This is a genomic window from Paraburkholderia sp. MM5482-R2, from assembly GCF_050436125.1.
GTDB lineage: Bacteria > Pseudomonadota > Gammaproteobacteria > Burkholderiales > Burkholderiaceae > Paraburkholderia > Paraburkholderia tuberum.
Genome location: NZ_JBNDLP010000004.1, coordinates 369233 through 383068, shown reverse-complemented (window position 1 = coordinate 383068; position 13836 = coordinate 369233). Strand labels below are relative to the sequence as shown.

Sequence of the window (13836 nt, the reverse complement as noted above, 5' to 3'; positions counted from 1 at the left end):
TGCGAGCTGTGGTCTGTCATTGCGCGCTCGCTAGAACTTCATCCCGACGCCTATTCCCAGTACCAGTGGGTCGATGTCCAGTCGGCCCAACGAACTATCGCCGACCGAGGCGTCCGTGTGCATCCAGATCTTCTTGATATCCGCGTTGAGAAAGACGGTCTTCGTGATCTGCACGTCGACGCCAGCCTGCACCGCCGGACCGAAGCTGCTGCGTGACACCTGGATGCCTTCGGAGCCCGCGCTCAGGCCGTCGTTGTAGAAGTACGTGTAGTTGACCCCCGCGCCGACATACGGTCGGATCATGCCAGCATGGTTGAAGTGATATTGCAGCAGCAGCGTCGGTGGCAGCACGTTCACGCCACCGAGATCGCCGAGGCTGGACGTCACGTGGTGCCGCGAGGTGGCGAGAATCAGCTCGATGCCGATCGCGTCGCGGATCATATAGGTCAGGTCCAACTCCGGCACGAGTGCGTTATTGACACCCACGCCGAGCGACGACAACGTGCCGCTGGTGTGCACTTCGGGCTCGATCGAGATGGCACGCAGACGCACGAGCACGTCACCGGCGTGGATCCCATCCGCCGTCACCTCGCCTGCCATCGTGCTTCCGTTCGCGCTGACGTCATCCGCGTATGCCAGCACTTCGAACAAACCGGTAGCGCACAGGCTTGCCACGATCATGACGGCCTTGATCATGTGCTTCATCGCTTTCCCCTTGTTGATGTATGCGGGGAATTGTCGCCGCGCAAATCAGGGCTGCCCTTGCGCAGGGTCAACCGGTCCCGATCCCGAAGTCAGGATGCGACACCGGGTCACGCGGAGGAATGTCGAGATAGCGGGAGCCTTGAGGCCGGACTATTGGCCTTCAACCGCATTGACTCGTACCCAAGATGTTTCTCGCACCCGGAGACACCGATTTCGCAGCCATTGCCGGACTGGCTGCAGCCGCCGAACGGCACGCAGATCATTCTGCTACTTCTGCGCATGCAACAAGGTCATTACGCACGACCATGGCTGCAGCGCCAGATATCTGAGCTACCTCGTTCGTGAGATGGATCTGGCCGCGTCACATCTCGGACCTGACCGGCGAACCGTGCAGCTGCATCTGGGAGGTGGAACGCCGACCTTCTTCCCTGTTGCCGAACTCGAAGAGCTTTCCAGCAACTGCAGAACCGCTTCGCGTTCTCGATCGACGCAGAACTTGCCATCGAAATTGATCCGCGAACCGTCAGCACCAAAACGCTTTCACCACTCGCGCGCCTCGGCTTCAACCGAGCGAGCTTCGACGTACAGGACTTTGCTACCGACGTTCAGCAAGCTGTCAATCGCATCCAGCCACTCGATGTGGTGGAACGCGCACTCAGCGGCGCACGCGATGCGGGATTTCTCTCAATCAACGTCGACCTGATCTACGGTTTGCCGCAGCAGACTGTCGCCTGATTTAGCCCGCGCACTGCGTCAGTGCACCGCACCCCGCCGCTTTGTTCGTCCTTGATCGACATCAATCACAAAGCTGGCCGGTTGTCGGACCATGACGCTGCGAGTGTGATGCCGCATGCGTCAAGCCAGCTTCAGGTCGAAAGTGCCACAACCCGGACTTAACCACTATGACAGACAGAAAAGCCTTAAGGAAACGGTCGATAGCCATCGTCACGACATTGAGCGCCTGTCTATCGGGATGTGATCTGACTGTGCTTGATCCAAAAGGGAGCGTCGGCGCGGCCGAGAAGTCGCTGATCGCCACCGCCACGTGGGCGATGCTGATCGTCGCGATCCCGGTGATCCTGCTGACGCTGTTCTTCGCGTGGCGCTACCGTGCGTCGAACCGTCACGCGGTCTATGCACCCAAATGGGCGCACTCGACGGCGATCGAGATCGTCGTCTGGACGATCCCCGCCATGATCATCCTGTACCTCGGTATCCTGACCTGGCGCACCACACATGAGCTCGACCCGTACCGGCCGCTGCAGTCGAGCGTGAAGCCGATCGACGTCGAGGTGGTCGCGCTCGACTGGAAGTGGCTCTTCATCTACCCGGACCTCGGCATTGCGTCGGTGAACCAGCTCGCCGTGCCAGTCGATACGCCGGTAAATTTCCGGATCACGTCCGATTCGGTGATGAACTCATTCTTCATCCCGCAACTCGGTACCCAGGTGTATGCAATGGTCGGCATGCAGACCCGTCTGCACCTGATCGCGGATGCACCGGGAAATTTCGAAGGCATGTCCGCCAACTTCAGCGGCAAGGGATTCGCCGACATGAAGTTCCGTACGCTCGCGACGAGCGCCACCGACTTCGACGCATGGGTGCGGAAGGTCAAGGCTTCGCCGGACCGCCTGAGCATGGACGAATACGCCGAAGTCGCGAAGCCGAGCGAGAAGCAGTCGGTACGCTACTTCTCATCGATCGACCAGTACCTGTTCCGCAACATCGTTGCCCGATACAACAACGGCAACGTCACGGCCTTCCGCGACGCCGCCTGTCGCACGCAGACCACGGAGTAAGCCATGTTTGGAAAACTCACGCCCGGCGCGATTCCGTTCGATCAGCCGGTCATCATGGGCGCGGCCGCGTTCATGGCGCTCATCGTGCTGGCGGTCATCGTCACGCTCACGAAGCTCGGCCGCTGGAAGTGGCTCTGGACCGAGTGGCTGACAAGCGTCGATCACAAGAAGATCGGCATCATGTACATCATCGTCGCGGTGCTGATGCTCGTGCGCGGTTTTGTCGACGCCGTAATGATGCGGCTTCAGCTCGCGATCGCGTTTCACGGCCCCGGTTACCTGCCGCCGCACCACTACGACCAGATATTCACCGCGCACGGTGTCATCATGATCTTCTTCATGGCGATGGCGCTGATGGTCGGCCTCTTCAATCTTGTCGTGCCGCTGCAGATCGGCGCGCGCGACGTCGCCTTCCCGTTCCTGAATTCGCTGAGCTTCTGGATGACGGCGATCAGCGCGATCCTGATCAATCTGTCGCTCGTGATCGGCGAGTTCGCGCAGGTCGGCTGGCTCGCGTATCCACCGCTGTCGGAGCTGCAGTTCAGTCCGGGCGTCGGGGTCGACTACTACATCTGGAGTCTGCAGCTCTCCGGCGTCGGTACGCTGATTACCGCGATCAACTTCTTCGTGACGATCGTCAAGCTGCGCGCGCCCGGCATGACGCTGATGAAGATGCCGGTGTTCACGTGGACCGCGCTGTGCTCGAACGTGCTGATCATGGCAACGTTCCCGATCCTAACCGTGACGCTCGCACTGCTCGGCCTCGACCGCTACGCAGGCATGCACTTTTTCACAAACGAGCTCGGCGGCAACGCGATGCTGTACCTGAACCTGATCTGGGCGTGGGGCCACCCGGAGGTGTACATCCTCGTGCTGCCCGCGTTCGGCATCTACTCGGAAGTGATCGCGACCTTCGCGAAGAAACCGCTGTTTGGCTACAGAACGATGGTCTACGCGTCGTGCGCGATCACGGTGCTCGCATTCCTCGTGTGGGCGCACCACTTCTTCACGATGGGTTCCGGCGCGGACGTCAACGCGTTCTTCGGCATTATGACGATGGTCATCGCGATCCCCACGGGCGTGAAAATCTTCAACTGGCTGTTCACGATGTACCGCGGTCGCATCGAGTTCACCGCACCCGTGCTGTGGACGATCGGCTTCATGGTCACGTTCACGATCGGCGGCATGACGGGCGTGATGATGGCGATCCCGGGCGTGGACTTCGTGTTGCACAACAGCCTGTTCCTGATCGCGCACTTTCACAACGCGATCATAGGCGGCGTCGTGTTCGGCTATCTCGCAGGCTTCCATTACTGGTTCCCGAAGGCGTTCGGCTTCAAGCTTAACGAGAAGCTCGGCAAGCGGGCGTTCTGGTGCTGGTTCGTCGGCTTCTACGTATCGTTCGTGCCGCTCTACGTGCTCGGCTTCATGGGCATGACCCGGCGCCTGAATCACTACGACAACCCGACCTGGCATCCCTGGCTGTTCGTCGCCGCATGCGGCGTGGTGCTGATCGCACTCGGTGTCGTGCACCAGATCGCCCAGGTCGTCGTGAGCGTGATCCATCGCAACGAGCCGGAATACGGCGACCTGACGGGCGACCCGTGGAACGGCCGCACGCTCGAATGGGCCACCTCGTCACCGCCCGCTGTCTACAACTTCGCGCGCATACCGGTCGTCCACCAGCTCGACGCGTTCGCGCACATGAAGGAAAGCGGCGCAGCAAATGCCGCACTGGCGCATTACGAGGACATCCACCTACCGTCGAATACCGCGGACGGGTTCCTGATCGGCGCATTCAGCCTCGTGCTCGGCTTCGCCGGCGTCTGGCACATCACGTGGCTCGCCGTGCTGGCCTTCGTCGCGATCGTCGCCGCGCTGATCGCGCGTAGCTTCCGCGACGACCATGGCTACGTGATTCCGGCCTCGCGCGTGCGCGAAATCGAAGCACGACGCGGCAGCGCACCCACCCCGGCCGCCCTTGAATTACCCGAATCCGCGGAGACCTGATCCATGACGCAATCTGCATTACTCGTCCATCACGGCAGGTCGAGCGCTGACCACGGCCCAACGCCCACCGTGTTCGGCTTCTGGCTGTACCTGATGACCGACTGCATGCTGTTCGCGTCGCTGTTCGCCGTGTTCGCCGTAATGGCGCACCAGTTCGCGGGTGGACCGTCCGGACGGGACCTGTTCGACATCCCCGGTGTCGCACTTGAAACCGGCGCGCTGCTGCTGAGCAGCACCACCTACGGCTTCGCGATGCTCGGCGCGCAGCGCCAGGGGCGTGGTGCCGTGATCGGCTGGCTCCTCGTGACGTTCGTGCTTGGCGCGCTGTTCCTCGCGTTAGAACTGGGCGAGTTCTCGCACCTGGTCGCCAACGGTGCCGGGCCCAGTCGCAGCGCCTTCCTGTCGTCGTTCTTCACGCTGGTTGGCACCCACGGCCTGCACGTAACAGCGGGCCTCGTCTGGATGGCCGTGCTCGTCGTGCATGTCGTCCGCTCGCCTGAACTGTCCGGTCGCGACCTCACGAGTCTGACATGCCTGAGCCTCTTCTGGCACTTCCTCGACATCGTGTGGATCTGCGTGTTTTCGTTTGTCTATCTCGGGAGCATGCTCTAAATGGTCCATTCACACTCGACGTCCACGACCGCCTCGCGTGGTGACGTCGCCAGTTATATCACCGGTTTCGTGCTTGCCGTGGCGCTGACGGCTGGCTCATTCTCGATCGTCACGCAACGGTTGCTGCCGTCCGGCTCCGCGATTATGGCGCTCGCGTTGCTGGCGTTCGTGCAGATCGTCGTGCATCTGGTGACGTTCCTGCATCTCGACCTGTCGCGCGGCCAGCGCTGGAACGGGCTGGCGTTATGCTACACCGCGCTCGCCGCGCTGTTCCTGATCTTCGGCACGATCTGGGTGATGCACAATGTCAGTATGAACATGATGTCGCGCTGACTCGCCACCAGCGCGAAACGGTCTGGTCACATCATCGCGGACACGGCATGTAGCCGTTGGCCGCGTGCGTGGTGTTGTGCTGCACCGCTCTACCGGTCTTCTTCATGAACAGTCCGAATCACCCCGTTCCCGCCAATGAGCCATTGCCCCATCGCAAGGTCATCCGCTCGTGGCTGACACCGTTCGCCGAACGCTGCACCGCCTACGCGCTTCTGCTGCTCGTGTTCGACTACGTTTTGCTATTGTGTGCGCTCGCCGCGAGCGTGTTCGCGCACGGGTTCGTGCTGAAGACCGTATTCGGATGCATGGCGGGCTTCGTCATCGGGCGGCTCTTCGTCATCGGTCACGACGCATGTCATGAGAGCCTGACCCGGCACCGCACGCTCAACCGCTGGCTGGGCCGGATCGCCTTCCTGCCGTCGCTCACGCCGTACAGCCTGTGGCAAGTGGGTCACAACGTGGTGCATCACGGCTACACGAACCTGAAAGGCATCGATTTTGTGTGGGCACCACTGACGATCCAGGAATATCGCGCCTTGAGTGGGCCACGGCGCGCACTGGAACGTATCTATCGCAGCGGCTGGGCGCCTGGTCTCTACTACATGATCGAAATCTGGTGGACGAAGATGTTTTTCCCGTCGCGGGTCGCAATGCCGACGCGGCGCCCCGTGTTCTTCCGTGACTGCACGCTGGTATCGGTGTTCGCGCTGCTGTGGATCGGCGCGCTCGCGTGGATCGCTCGCGCGACGCAGCGGGGGGTGGTCCCGTCAATCGCATGCGGGTTCGGGGTGCCGTTCCTGTTCTGGTGCGCGATGGTGGGTTTCGTCGTGTACGCGCACCACACGCATCCGCAAATCCGCTGGTACGACGATCGCGCGAAATGGGGGCGTTCAGATCCGTTCGTATCCACGACGGTGCACTTGACCTTTCGCTGGCGTTTTGGCGCGCTGTTTCATCACATCATGGAGCACACCGCGCATCACGTCGACATGAGTCTCCCTCTATACGGGCTCGTCGGTGCTCAGCGAACCCTCGAAGCGATGCTTCCGGAACGGATCGTCGTGCAGCGGTTTTCGTGGCGTTGGTACTTCGACACCGCACGAGGCTGCAAACTATACGATTTTTCGACTGATCAGTGGACCGATTTCGCTGGTCGCGCGACGCACGTCCCTCTTAAGACTCGCTGACAAAGCCTGTCATCCGAAAGCAAGCAGCAGTTGCAGCCCGAGGTCGGCTGCCATGTCGAGCGCGCTGCGCCCATCCGGTGCGCACAGTTCTGCGTTCGCCCCATGCGCAAGCAGCATCTGCAGGACGTCGAGGCGGCCGCTCGCGGCTGCCTGCATCGGGCATGTGATGTCGTCGTCGTTCACATGGTCGATCGGCGCGCCGGCGTCGATGAGCCGCAGGATGGTCGCGGGGCCGCCGTGCAGGCACGCGAACCAGAGCGCATGGTTGCCGTCGTCATCGAGCGCGTCGGCGCGTGCGCCGAGTGCGAGCAACGCTTCGACGACCGCGTCCTCGCCATGCTGCGCGGCGCGCATCAACGGGGTTTCGCCGTTCACGCAGCGCGAATGCGGATCAGGGAAGCCGTGGTACGCCAGCCACGTGCAAAGTACGGCGGGCACGATCGTTTCGAGTTGTGCATCGGGGTTCCGGACAACGCGCGAGGCCAGGCGTTCGCGGACGACGAAAGCAGTGTCGGTGTGCATGATCATGGTCGCGTTCGGGTGCAAGGGAACATCGGTTAGCGCAGCCGCGCGGGCGGCAGCCGTCGGGACCCGAGCCTCACACGGGCCGGTTCTCGTTGGGGTTGCGCACCGGCCCCATCAATTCAAGTCCTTCGCTGTAGGTGATCGTCTCGAAGGTCACGTCGAACTTGATGGCCGCGTCCGCTACCGCATCCAGCTTGCCGCCTGAGTCCTTTTTCTTCAATTCGTTCTTTTCGAGGTACAGCAGTTCGAGCATCTCGTTGTAGACGGTGGACTCGAGAATCGGCAGCACATAGAACATCGCGCCCTTGTACGGCACCTGATATCGCTTGCTCAGGTCGATGTTGTCGCAAAACAGAAAGTACTTGCCGTCCGCCGAGAGCGTGTCGCTGAGCACCTCGGCCACGTTCTTCAGATGCTCGAAGCTCAACAGATACCCGGCGAAGAACGGCAAGTGCTTATGGCCGATCGTCGCGCATGCCATCACCTGATCGCAGGTCAGCTCCGGCGGCCGCGCTTCGTCGGCGAGCTTCGGGGCAAACCGCAGCGCAAGTTCGCCGCGGAAGCCGACCCGGTCGAGCCTGTTCGTCAGCCCCTTGAGAACCGGGTTGAGCAGACGGCCTTCATGTTCGAGACGGGCGAACGCGGTGTCGTCGATCTCCTTGTGCGCGAGCGTTTCGGTCATCACAGATCCTTGGGTTAAACAGCGTTGAAGAGGGATTCACGTCTGCGTATTGCGCATCCGGTCGGCGATTTTGAAAAAGGCCTGCATCAGTTCATCGCGTAGCACCGGATCGACACCCGTCTCGTCGAACGCGGCGCGCATGCAAGCTAGCCACGCATCCCGTTCGGCGGTGCCGATCGCGAATGCGGCATGACGCGTGCGCAGCCGTGGTTGGCCGCGCTGTGCCGAGTACCGCTTGTCGGCGCCGAGCCATTCGCACAGATACAGCACCAGCACGGCCTTCGTCGAAGACAGGTCCGGGTGATGCATCGCGCGAATGCGCTGCGCGTCGGCCCGCGTATCCATGTGCCGATAGAACGCGTCGACCAGGCGGATGACGGCGGTCTCGCCGCCTAGACGGTCGAAGTGCGTCTCGCGCGGCACGGGTCGCGAAGCTTGGGTGGCTGGTGTGTCCATGGCGCGATCAATGCAATAACCGAACCAGGCCGCAACCCGGCGATTGTCCGGCTGCACGCAGGCCAATGCGACAGAAATCGCACGACAAACGCGCCCGAATGGTTTCATTGGCGACGAAGTTCGCGTGGTTTGTCGCGAAATCGACAAGACAGAAGAGGAGTCCGCAAAAGTCCCGTACCAACCCCCGCAGCGCGGCGGGGCGGACGCGTCGCAGTACCGCTGGTGACGTGGCACAGAAGCTGCGTTTGGAGTCCAGCGCGGACACAGGTCCGGCCGATGCGTGACTCGATATAAGAAGACCCATACAGGCACGACAGGCTGACATGGTCGCGGTTACGCAACCTGGTTTCAACCCTTCTTCCTGAATGGAGAAATGCAATGTCTAAACTTCGGCAAATCGCTTTCTACGGTAAAGGCGGTATCGGCAAGTCGACCACCTCGCAGAACACCCTGGCAGCCCTGACTGAACTCGGGCAGAAGATCCTGATCGTCGGCTGCGATCCCAAGGCGGACTCTACTCGCCTGATCCTGCATGCAAAGGCGCAGGACACCATCCTGTCGCTAGCGGCCGAAGCCGGCTCGGTGGAGGACCTCGAACTCGAGGACGTGATGAAGATCGGTTACCGCAACATCCGTTGCGTGGAGTCCGGCGGTCCGGAACCGGGCGTCGGCTGCGCGGGCCGTGGCGTCATCACGTCGATCAACTTCCTCGAAGAAAACGGCGCCTATGACGGCGTGGACTACGTGTCGTACGACGTGCTCGGCGACGTGGTGTGCGGCGGTTTCGCAATGCCGATTCGTGAGAACAAGGCGCAGGAAATCTACATTGTGATGTCCGGCGAAATGATGGCCATGTATGCGGCCAACAACATTTCAAAGGGCATTCTGAAGTACGCGAACAGCGGCGGTGTGCGGATCGGCGGGCTCGTGTGCAACGAGCGTCAGACCGACAAGGAACTCGAACTCGCCGAAGCGCTGGCGAAGATGCTCGGTTCGAAGCTGATCCACTTCGTGCCGCGCGATAACATCGTGCAGCACGCCGAGCTGCGCCGCATGACGGTGATCGAGTTCGCGCCCGAATCCAAACAGGCGGAAGAGTATCGCCAGCTCGCCACCAAGGTGCACAACAACGCGGGCAACGGCACGATCCCGACGCCGATCACGATGGATCAACTGGAAGACCTGTTAATGGAGCACGGAATCATGACGTCCATCGACGAATCGCAAGTCGGCAAGCCTGCAGCGGAACTGACCGCCTAAGCGAGCGCCGCTGCGCGCGGCCCGGTGTTCTTCTTCACGCGATGAACCGGGCCATGCCGGCTACCCGCTGCCAGGCTTGATACTCACCCTATGGAGCATTCCCATGAGCGTCACTGTTGAAGAGCGCAAGGCCGCGAACAAGGCCCTGATCGATGAAGTGCTGAAGGCCTATCCGGAGAAGATGGCCAAACGGCGCGCCAAGCATTTGGGCACCTTCGAGGACGGCAAGCCCGACTGTGGCGTGAAATCAAACATCAAGTCATTGCCGGGCGTGATGACGATTCGCGGTTGCGCGTACGCCGGCTCGAAGGGCGTGGTCTGGGGGCCCATCAAGGACATGATCCACATCAGTCATGGTCCGGTCGGTTGCGGCCAGTACTCGTGGGCCGCGCGTCGCAACTACTACATCGGCACTACCGGTATCGACACCTTCGTGACGATGCAGTTCACGTCGGACTTCCAGGAAAAGGACATCGTCTTCGGCGGCGACAAGAAGCTCGACAAGATCATCGACGAGATTCAGGAACTGTTTCCGCTGAACAAGGGCATCTCGATCCAGAGTGAATGCCCGATCGGCCTGATCGGCGACGACATCGAGGCCGTCTCGAAGAAGAAGAGTGCGCAGTATGAAGGGCACACCATTTTGCCGGTGCGCTGCGAAGGTTTTCGCGGAGTCAGCCAGTCGCTGGGCCACCATCTGGCTAACGATGCGATTCGGGACTGGATATTCGACAAGGCCGATCCGGACAAGCGGCCCGAATTTGTTTCGACGCCTTATGATGTTGCGATCATCGGCGATTACAACATCGGCGGCGATGCCTGGTCGAGCCGGATTCTGCTCGAAGAGATCGGCCTGCGCGTGATCGCGCAATGGTCGGGCGACGGCTCGATCGCCGAGCTCGAGAACACGCCCAAGGCCAAGCTCAATTTGCTGCATTGCTACCGCTCGATGAACTATATCAGCCGGCACATGGAAGAGAAGTACTGCATTCCGTGGGCGGAATACAACTTCTTCGGCCCGTCGATGATCGAGAAGAGCCTGCGCGAGATCGCCAGCCACTTCGACGACACCATCAAAGCCAACGCGGAGAGGGTAATCGCCCAGTATCGTCCCCTGGTCGATGCGGTAAACGCGAAGTTCAGAGCGCGCCTGCAGGATAAGACCGTGATGCTGTTCGTTGGCGGCCTGCGTCCGCGCCACGTGATCGGCGCCTACGAAGACCTCGGCATGAACGTGGTCGGCACCGGCTACGAATTCGGCCACAACGACGACTATCAGCGCACCACGCACTACGTGAAGGACGGCACACTGATTTACGACGACGTGACCGGCTACGAGTTCGAGAGGTTCGTCGAACAGGTCCAGCCCGATCTGGTCGGCTCCGGCATCAAGGAAAAGTACGTGTTCCAGAAGATGGGCGTGCCGTTTCGCCAGATGCACAGCTGGGACTATTCCGGTCCATATCACGGCTACGACGGCTACGCCATTTTCGCGCGCGACATGGACATGGCCATTTCCAGCCCGGTGTGGGGGCTCGCCAAGGCGCCCTGGAAGAAAAACCCCTAAGCGCCGGCCACCGCGCCGATCACCGGACTGACCACCGGCCGGCAGGCCATTGAATTGAATATCAGGAGCATCCCGTGCCCCAATCCGCAGACCAGATTCTCGACCAGGAATTCCTGTTCCGTGAGCCCGAGTACCAGAAAATTTTCCGCGCGAAAAAGGAAAACTTCGAGTTCAACCATTCAGACGAGCAGGTCAAGCAGATCGTCGAGTGGACCAAGAGCGAAGACTACCGGCAAAAGAACTTTGCACGCGACTCGCTCACCATCAACCCGGCCAAGGCCTGCCAGCCGCTCGGCGCAGTGTACGTGGCCAACGGCTTTCACAAGACGCTCAGTTTTGTGCATGGCTCGCAGGGCTGTGTAGCGTTTTACCGCTCGCACTTCTCGCGTCACTTCAAGGAGCCGACCTCGTGTGTCAGCTCGTCGATGACCGAGGACGCGGCGGTGTTCGGCGGCATGAACAACATGATCGACGGCCTCGCAAATGCGTACAACCTGTACAAGCCCGACATGATCGCAGTCTCCACGACCTGCATGGCGGAAGTGATCGGCGATGACCTCGACGCGCTCATCAAGAGCAGCAAGCAGAAGGGCAGCGTGCCGGAAGACTATGACGTGCCGTTCGCGCACACGCCGGCCTTCGTCGGCAGCCACGTGACCGGCTACGACAACGCGCTCCTCGGCATCCTCAGGCACTTCTGGGACGGCAAGGCCGGCACAGCGACGCCGCTTGAGCGCGTGCCCGACGACAGCGTCAACTTCATCGGCGGCTTCGACGGCTACGTGGTCGGCAACATGAAGGAAATTCGCCGCATCTTCGATCTGTTCGGCGTGACGGTGAACATCATCTGCGACCCATCCGAAACGTGGAATACGCCGACCGACGGCGAGTTCCGGATGTACGAAGGCGGCACGACCAAGGAGGAAGTCGAGCGCGCGTTGAACGCGAAGGCGACCTTCGTGTTCCAGGAATACTGCTGCGAGAAGACCAGCAAGCTCATTGGCGAGCATGGACAGGAAGTGGTGGTGCTGAACTCGCCGGTTGGCGTCGCGGGCACCGATCAGTTCCTGATGGAAATCTCGCGCGTGACCGGCAAGCCGATTCCGGCGCAACTGGAGAAGGAGCGAGGCCAGCTCGTCGATGCGATGGCCGACAGCCAGGCTCACCTGCACGGCAAGCGCTTTGCACTCTACGGCGACCCGGACCAGATGCTGGGCTACACGCAGTTCCTGCTGGAACTCGGCGCCGAGCCGGCTCACGTGCTGGCGACCAACGGCAACGAAACCTGGGCTGCGAAGGTGCAGGCGCTGCTCGACGCGTCGCCCTACGGCGCCGGCTGCAAGGTGTATCCGAAACGCGACCTGTGGCACATGCGTTCACTGCTGTTTACCGAGCCAGTGGATTTCCTGATCGGCAACACCTACGGCAAATATCTCGAGCGCGATACCAAAACGCCGCTGATACGCATGGTGTTCCCGATCTTCGATCGCCACCATTACCATCGCTTCCCGACCTGGGGCTATGAAGGTGCGTTGCGGGTGCTGGTCACGCTGCTGGACGAGTTCTTCGAAGCGCTCGACGCCAACACGATCGACGTGGCGAAGACCGACTACAGCTACGACATCATTCGCTGACGAGGAGAGCGCGGCCATGGCAGACACAGCAGATGCATCGGGCGCGGCAGATGCAGTTCTGGTCAAGATGACGCAGGACGGCCGTAACGTCGAGGTCATCAGCGGCTAGGTTTGCCTGGCCGGTGTGGGCGAGGCCGACCACCTCGTCCCGCTGCTCGAACACCCGAACCGGCAGATGATCGCCCAAGTGCTGCCCGGGGCCCCGCGCATGTGGCCGGCCGGTTGCCATTGACGCACGAGGAGATTGCGATTGCACAGGGTGCGATGTCGGCGGCTCGGTGGCAGTTCGACGCGAGCCCGGCGGGTATCGCGCCGCGGTTACCTCGCGCGGTGTGGGCGAAGATTGCGGCGGAGGATGTCGAGTAGCGGGGCACCGCTGAAAACGAAATTGCTGCGCTGTGTGTAGCTAGCCTGCGTGACGAACCTCAGCGAGGGAGCGGGGCATGATCTATGTAGTCGCGCAGTCTGACTCCGTGCCGCTGCGTGCCTGGTTCGCAACCAGTTGATGGTAGAGATCGCCAAACTGGCTGGCCGGATAGCGTGGATTTGCGACGACGTTGGAACGCCGTGGGATGTTCAGGATCGCAAGCAAGCTGTGACGAAACTGCTCAGTCTGAATATGGGCGGCGAGATCGGCAAGCAGAGTGGAAAGAGACATGGGGCCAACGAAGATCAAAAAGATCCTCATTGGCCGCAGCCCTGCTGGCGTCTAAAAAGACGCCAGCAGGGCTGCGGCCGCGCGAAGCTGGCTTCACGTCAAGTGTTTTTTTAACTTGATTGAGTTCCGGCGCGGCAGACGCGCTTAACTTGGGTGGATCGAGGTGCCGCCGGGTGCCGGATATCGATTGCGCGAAAACCATACCCGTTTTCCGGATCAGTGCCGCAGGCGTCAACGAAGTTGCGCGCGTACAGGCTCATCGGTCGTCAGATGGATCCCATATTCCAGGTTCCGTGTTGCGGGATTATATAAAAAGCATACGTAATTAAACTGCCAAGGTGAAACGCATGACCAGCAAATTAACCAGCCGTCAGCCTTATGCCAGCCCGTTGGAGCGAATACAGAAGC

The 13836-nt window shown here is 61.1% G+C and carries 13 protein-coding genes and 2 pseudogenes; 11 read left to right on the top strand and 4 right to left on the bottom strand.

Annotation, left to right across the window (positions count from 1 at the left end; translation table 11 throughout):
* Nucleotides 1–30: 30 nt before the first annotated feature.
* A complete protein-coding gene (locus OKW37_RS37790) occupies nucleotides 31–705 on the bottom strand; it encodes an OmpW/AlkL family protein (RefSeq protein ID WP_184053478.1) in 675 nt (224 codons plus the stop codon).
* 259 nt (nucleotides 706–964) lie between these two features.
* On the opposite strand from OKW37_RS37790, the pseudogene OKW37_RS37785 reads away from it, so the two are divergent.
* The 6 genes and pseudogenes from OKW37_RS37785 to OKW37_RS37760 all read left to right on the top strand — a co-directional run.
* Nucleotides 965–1437: pseudogene (locus tag OKW37_RS37785) on the top strand (radical SAM protein); the annotation flags it as partial.
* Nucleotides 1438–1607: 170 nt separating this feature from the next.
* Complete coding sequence (gene cyoA / locus OKW37_RS37780) at nucleotides 1608–2504, top strand: ubiquinol oxidase subunit II (protein ID WP_429402233.1); 897 nt, start codon at nucleotides 1608–1610, stop codon at nucleotides 2502–2504.
* 3 nt (nucleotides 2505–2507) lie between these two features.
* Nucleotides 2508–4514: a cytochrome o ubiquinol oxidase subunit I gene (cyoB, locus tag OKW37_RS37775; protein WP_184053481.1), complete on the top strand. Its 2007-nt coding sequence runs from the start codon at nucleotides 2508–2510 to the stop codon at nucleotides 4512–4514.
* Between the two features lie 3 nt (nucleotides 4515–4517).
* Nucleotides 4518–5126 carry a cytochrome o ubiquinol oxidase subunit III gene (gene cyoC / locus OKW37_RS37770; protein WP_184053484.1) on the top strand — a complete coding sequence of 203 codons (609 nt, stop codon included), beginning with the start codon at nucleotides 4518–4520 and terminating at the stop codon, nucleotides 5124–5126.
* Complete coding sequence (cyoD, locus tag OKW37_RS37765) at nucleotides 5127–5459, top strand: cytochrome o ubiquinol oxidase subunit IV (protein ID WP_184053487.1); 333 nt, start codon at nucleotides 5127–5129, stop codon at nucleotides 5457–5459. It begins immediately after the preceding gene.
* Between the two features lie 104 nt (nucleotides 5460–5563).
* Nucleotides 5564–6646: a fatty acid desaturase gene (locus OKW37_RS37760; RefSeq protein ID WP_429402234.1), complete on the top strand. Its 1083-nt coding sequence runs from the start codon at nucleotides 5564–5566 to the stop codon at nucleotides 6644–6646.
* 9 nt (nucleotides 6647–6655) lie between these two features.
* Here the strand turns inward: OKW37_RS37760 and OKW37_RS37755 are convergent, their stop codons facing one another.
* The 3 genes from OKW37_RS37755 to OKW37_RS37745 form a co-directional block, all read right to left on the bottom strand.
* Nucleotides 6656–7168, bottom strand: a complete 513-nt coding sequence (locus OKW37_RS37755; protein ID WP_260335108.1) for an ankyrin repeat domain-containing protein — start codon at nucleotides 7166–7168, stop codon at nucleotides 6656–6658.
* A gap of 76 nt (nucleotides 7169–7244) precedes the next feature.
* Complete coding sequence (locus OKW37_RS37750) at nucleotides 7245–7853, bottom strand: hypothetical protein (protein ID WP_184053494.1); 609 nt, start codon at nucleotides 7851–7853, stop codon at nucleotides 7245–7247.
* A gap of 36 nt (nucleotides 7854–7889) precedes the next feature.
* Nucleotides 7890–8309: a group II truncated hemoglobin gene (locus OKW37_RS37745; RefSeq protein ID WP_026226291.1), complete on the bottom strand. Its 420-nt coding sequence runs from the start codon at nucleotides 8307–8309 to the stop codon at nucleotides 7890–7892.
* A 378-nt stretch (nucleotides 8310–8687) separates the two neighbouring features.
* Here OKW37_RS37745 and nifH point away from each other — a divergent pair, with 378 nt between their 5' ends.
* From nifH to OKW37_RS37720, 5 genes and pseudogenes are all read left to right on the top strand, one after another.
* Nucleotides 8688–9569, top strand: a complete 882-nt coding sequence (gene nifH, locus OKW37_RS37740) for a nitrogenase iron protein (RefSeq protein WP_018423167.1) — start codon at nucleotides 8688–8690, stop codon at nucleotides 9567–9569.
* A gap of 103 nt (nucleotides 9570–9672) precedes the next feature.
* Nucleotides 9673–11136, top strand: coding sequence for a nitrogenase molybdenum-iron protein alpha chain (nifD, locus tag OKW37_RS37735; protein WP_184053500.1), 1464 nt, complete (start codon nucleotides 9673–9675; stop codon nucleotides 11134–11136).
* 74 nt (nucleotides 11137–11210) lie between these two features.
* Entirely contained in the window at nucleotides 11211–12770 is a 1560-nt protein-coding gene (gene nifK / locus OKW37_RS37730; protein WP_187613716.1) for a nitrogenase molybdenum-iron protein subunit beta, read from the top strand.
* 16 nt (nucleotides 12771–12786) lie between these two features.
* Nucleotides 12787–13136: pseudogene (locus tag OKW37_RS37725) on the top strand (hypothetical protein).
* 139 nt (nucleotides 13137–13275) lie between these two features.
* On the top strand, nucleotides 13276–13542 hold the full coding sequence (locus OKW37_RS37720; protein ID WP_143037302.1) for a hypothetical protein: 267 nt from the start codon (nucleotides 13276–13278) through the stop codon (nucleotides 13540–13542).
* Nucleotides 13543–13836 lie beyond the last annotated feature (294 nt).

Coding starts and splice junctions, on each gene's coding strand:
- OKW37_RS37790 (WP_184053478.1), bottom strand. CDS start 705: ATGAAGCACATGATCAAGGCCGTCATGATCGTGGCAAGCCTGTGCGCT.
- cyoA (WP_429402233.1), top strand. CDS start 1,608: ATGACAGACAGAAAAGCCTTAAGGAAACGGTCGATAGCCATCGTCACG.
- cyoB (WP_184053481.1), top strand. CDS start 2,508: ATGTTTGGAAAACTCACGCCCGGCGCGATTCCGTTCGATCAGCCGGTC.
- cyoC (WP_184053484.1), top strand. CDS start 4,518: ATGACGCAATCTGCATTACTCGTCCATCACGGCAGGTCGAGCGCTGAC.
- cyoD (WP_184053487.1), top strand. CDS start 5,127: ATGGTCCATTCACACTCGACGTCCACGACCGCCTCGCGTGGTGACGTC.
- OKW37_RS37760 (WP_429402234.1), top strand. CDS start 5,564: ATGAACAGTCCGAATCACCCCGTTCCCGCCAATGAGCCATTGCCCCAT.
- OKW37_RS37755 (WP_260335108.1), bottom strand. CDS start 7,168: ATGCACACCGACACTGCTTTCGTCGTCCGCGAACGCCTGGCCTCGCGC.
- OKW37_RS37750 (WP_184053494.1), bottom strand. CDS start 7,853: ATGACCGAAACGCTCGCGCACAAGGAGATCGACGACACCGCGTTCGCC.
- OKW37_RS37745 (WP_026226291.1), bottom strand. CDS start 8,309: ATGGACACACCAGCCACCCAAGCTTCGCGACCCGTGCCGCGCGAGACG.
- nifH (WP_018423167.1), top strand. CDS start 8,688: ATGTCTAAACTTCGGCAAATCGCTTTCTACGGTAAAGGCGGTATCGGC.
- nifD (WP_184053500.1), top strand. CDS start 9,673: ATGAGCGTCACTGTTGAAGAGCGCAAGGCCGCGAACAAGGCCCTGATC.
- OKW37_RS37720 (WP_143037302.1), top strand. CDS start 13,276: ATGGTAGAGATCGCCAAACTGGCTGGCCGGATAGCGTGGATTTGCGAC.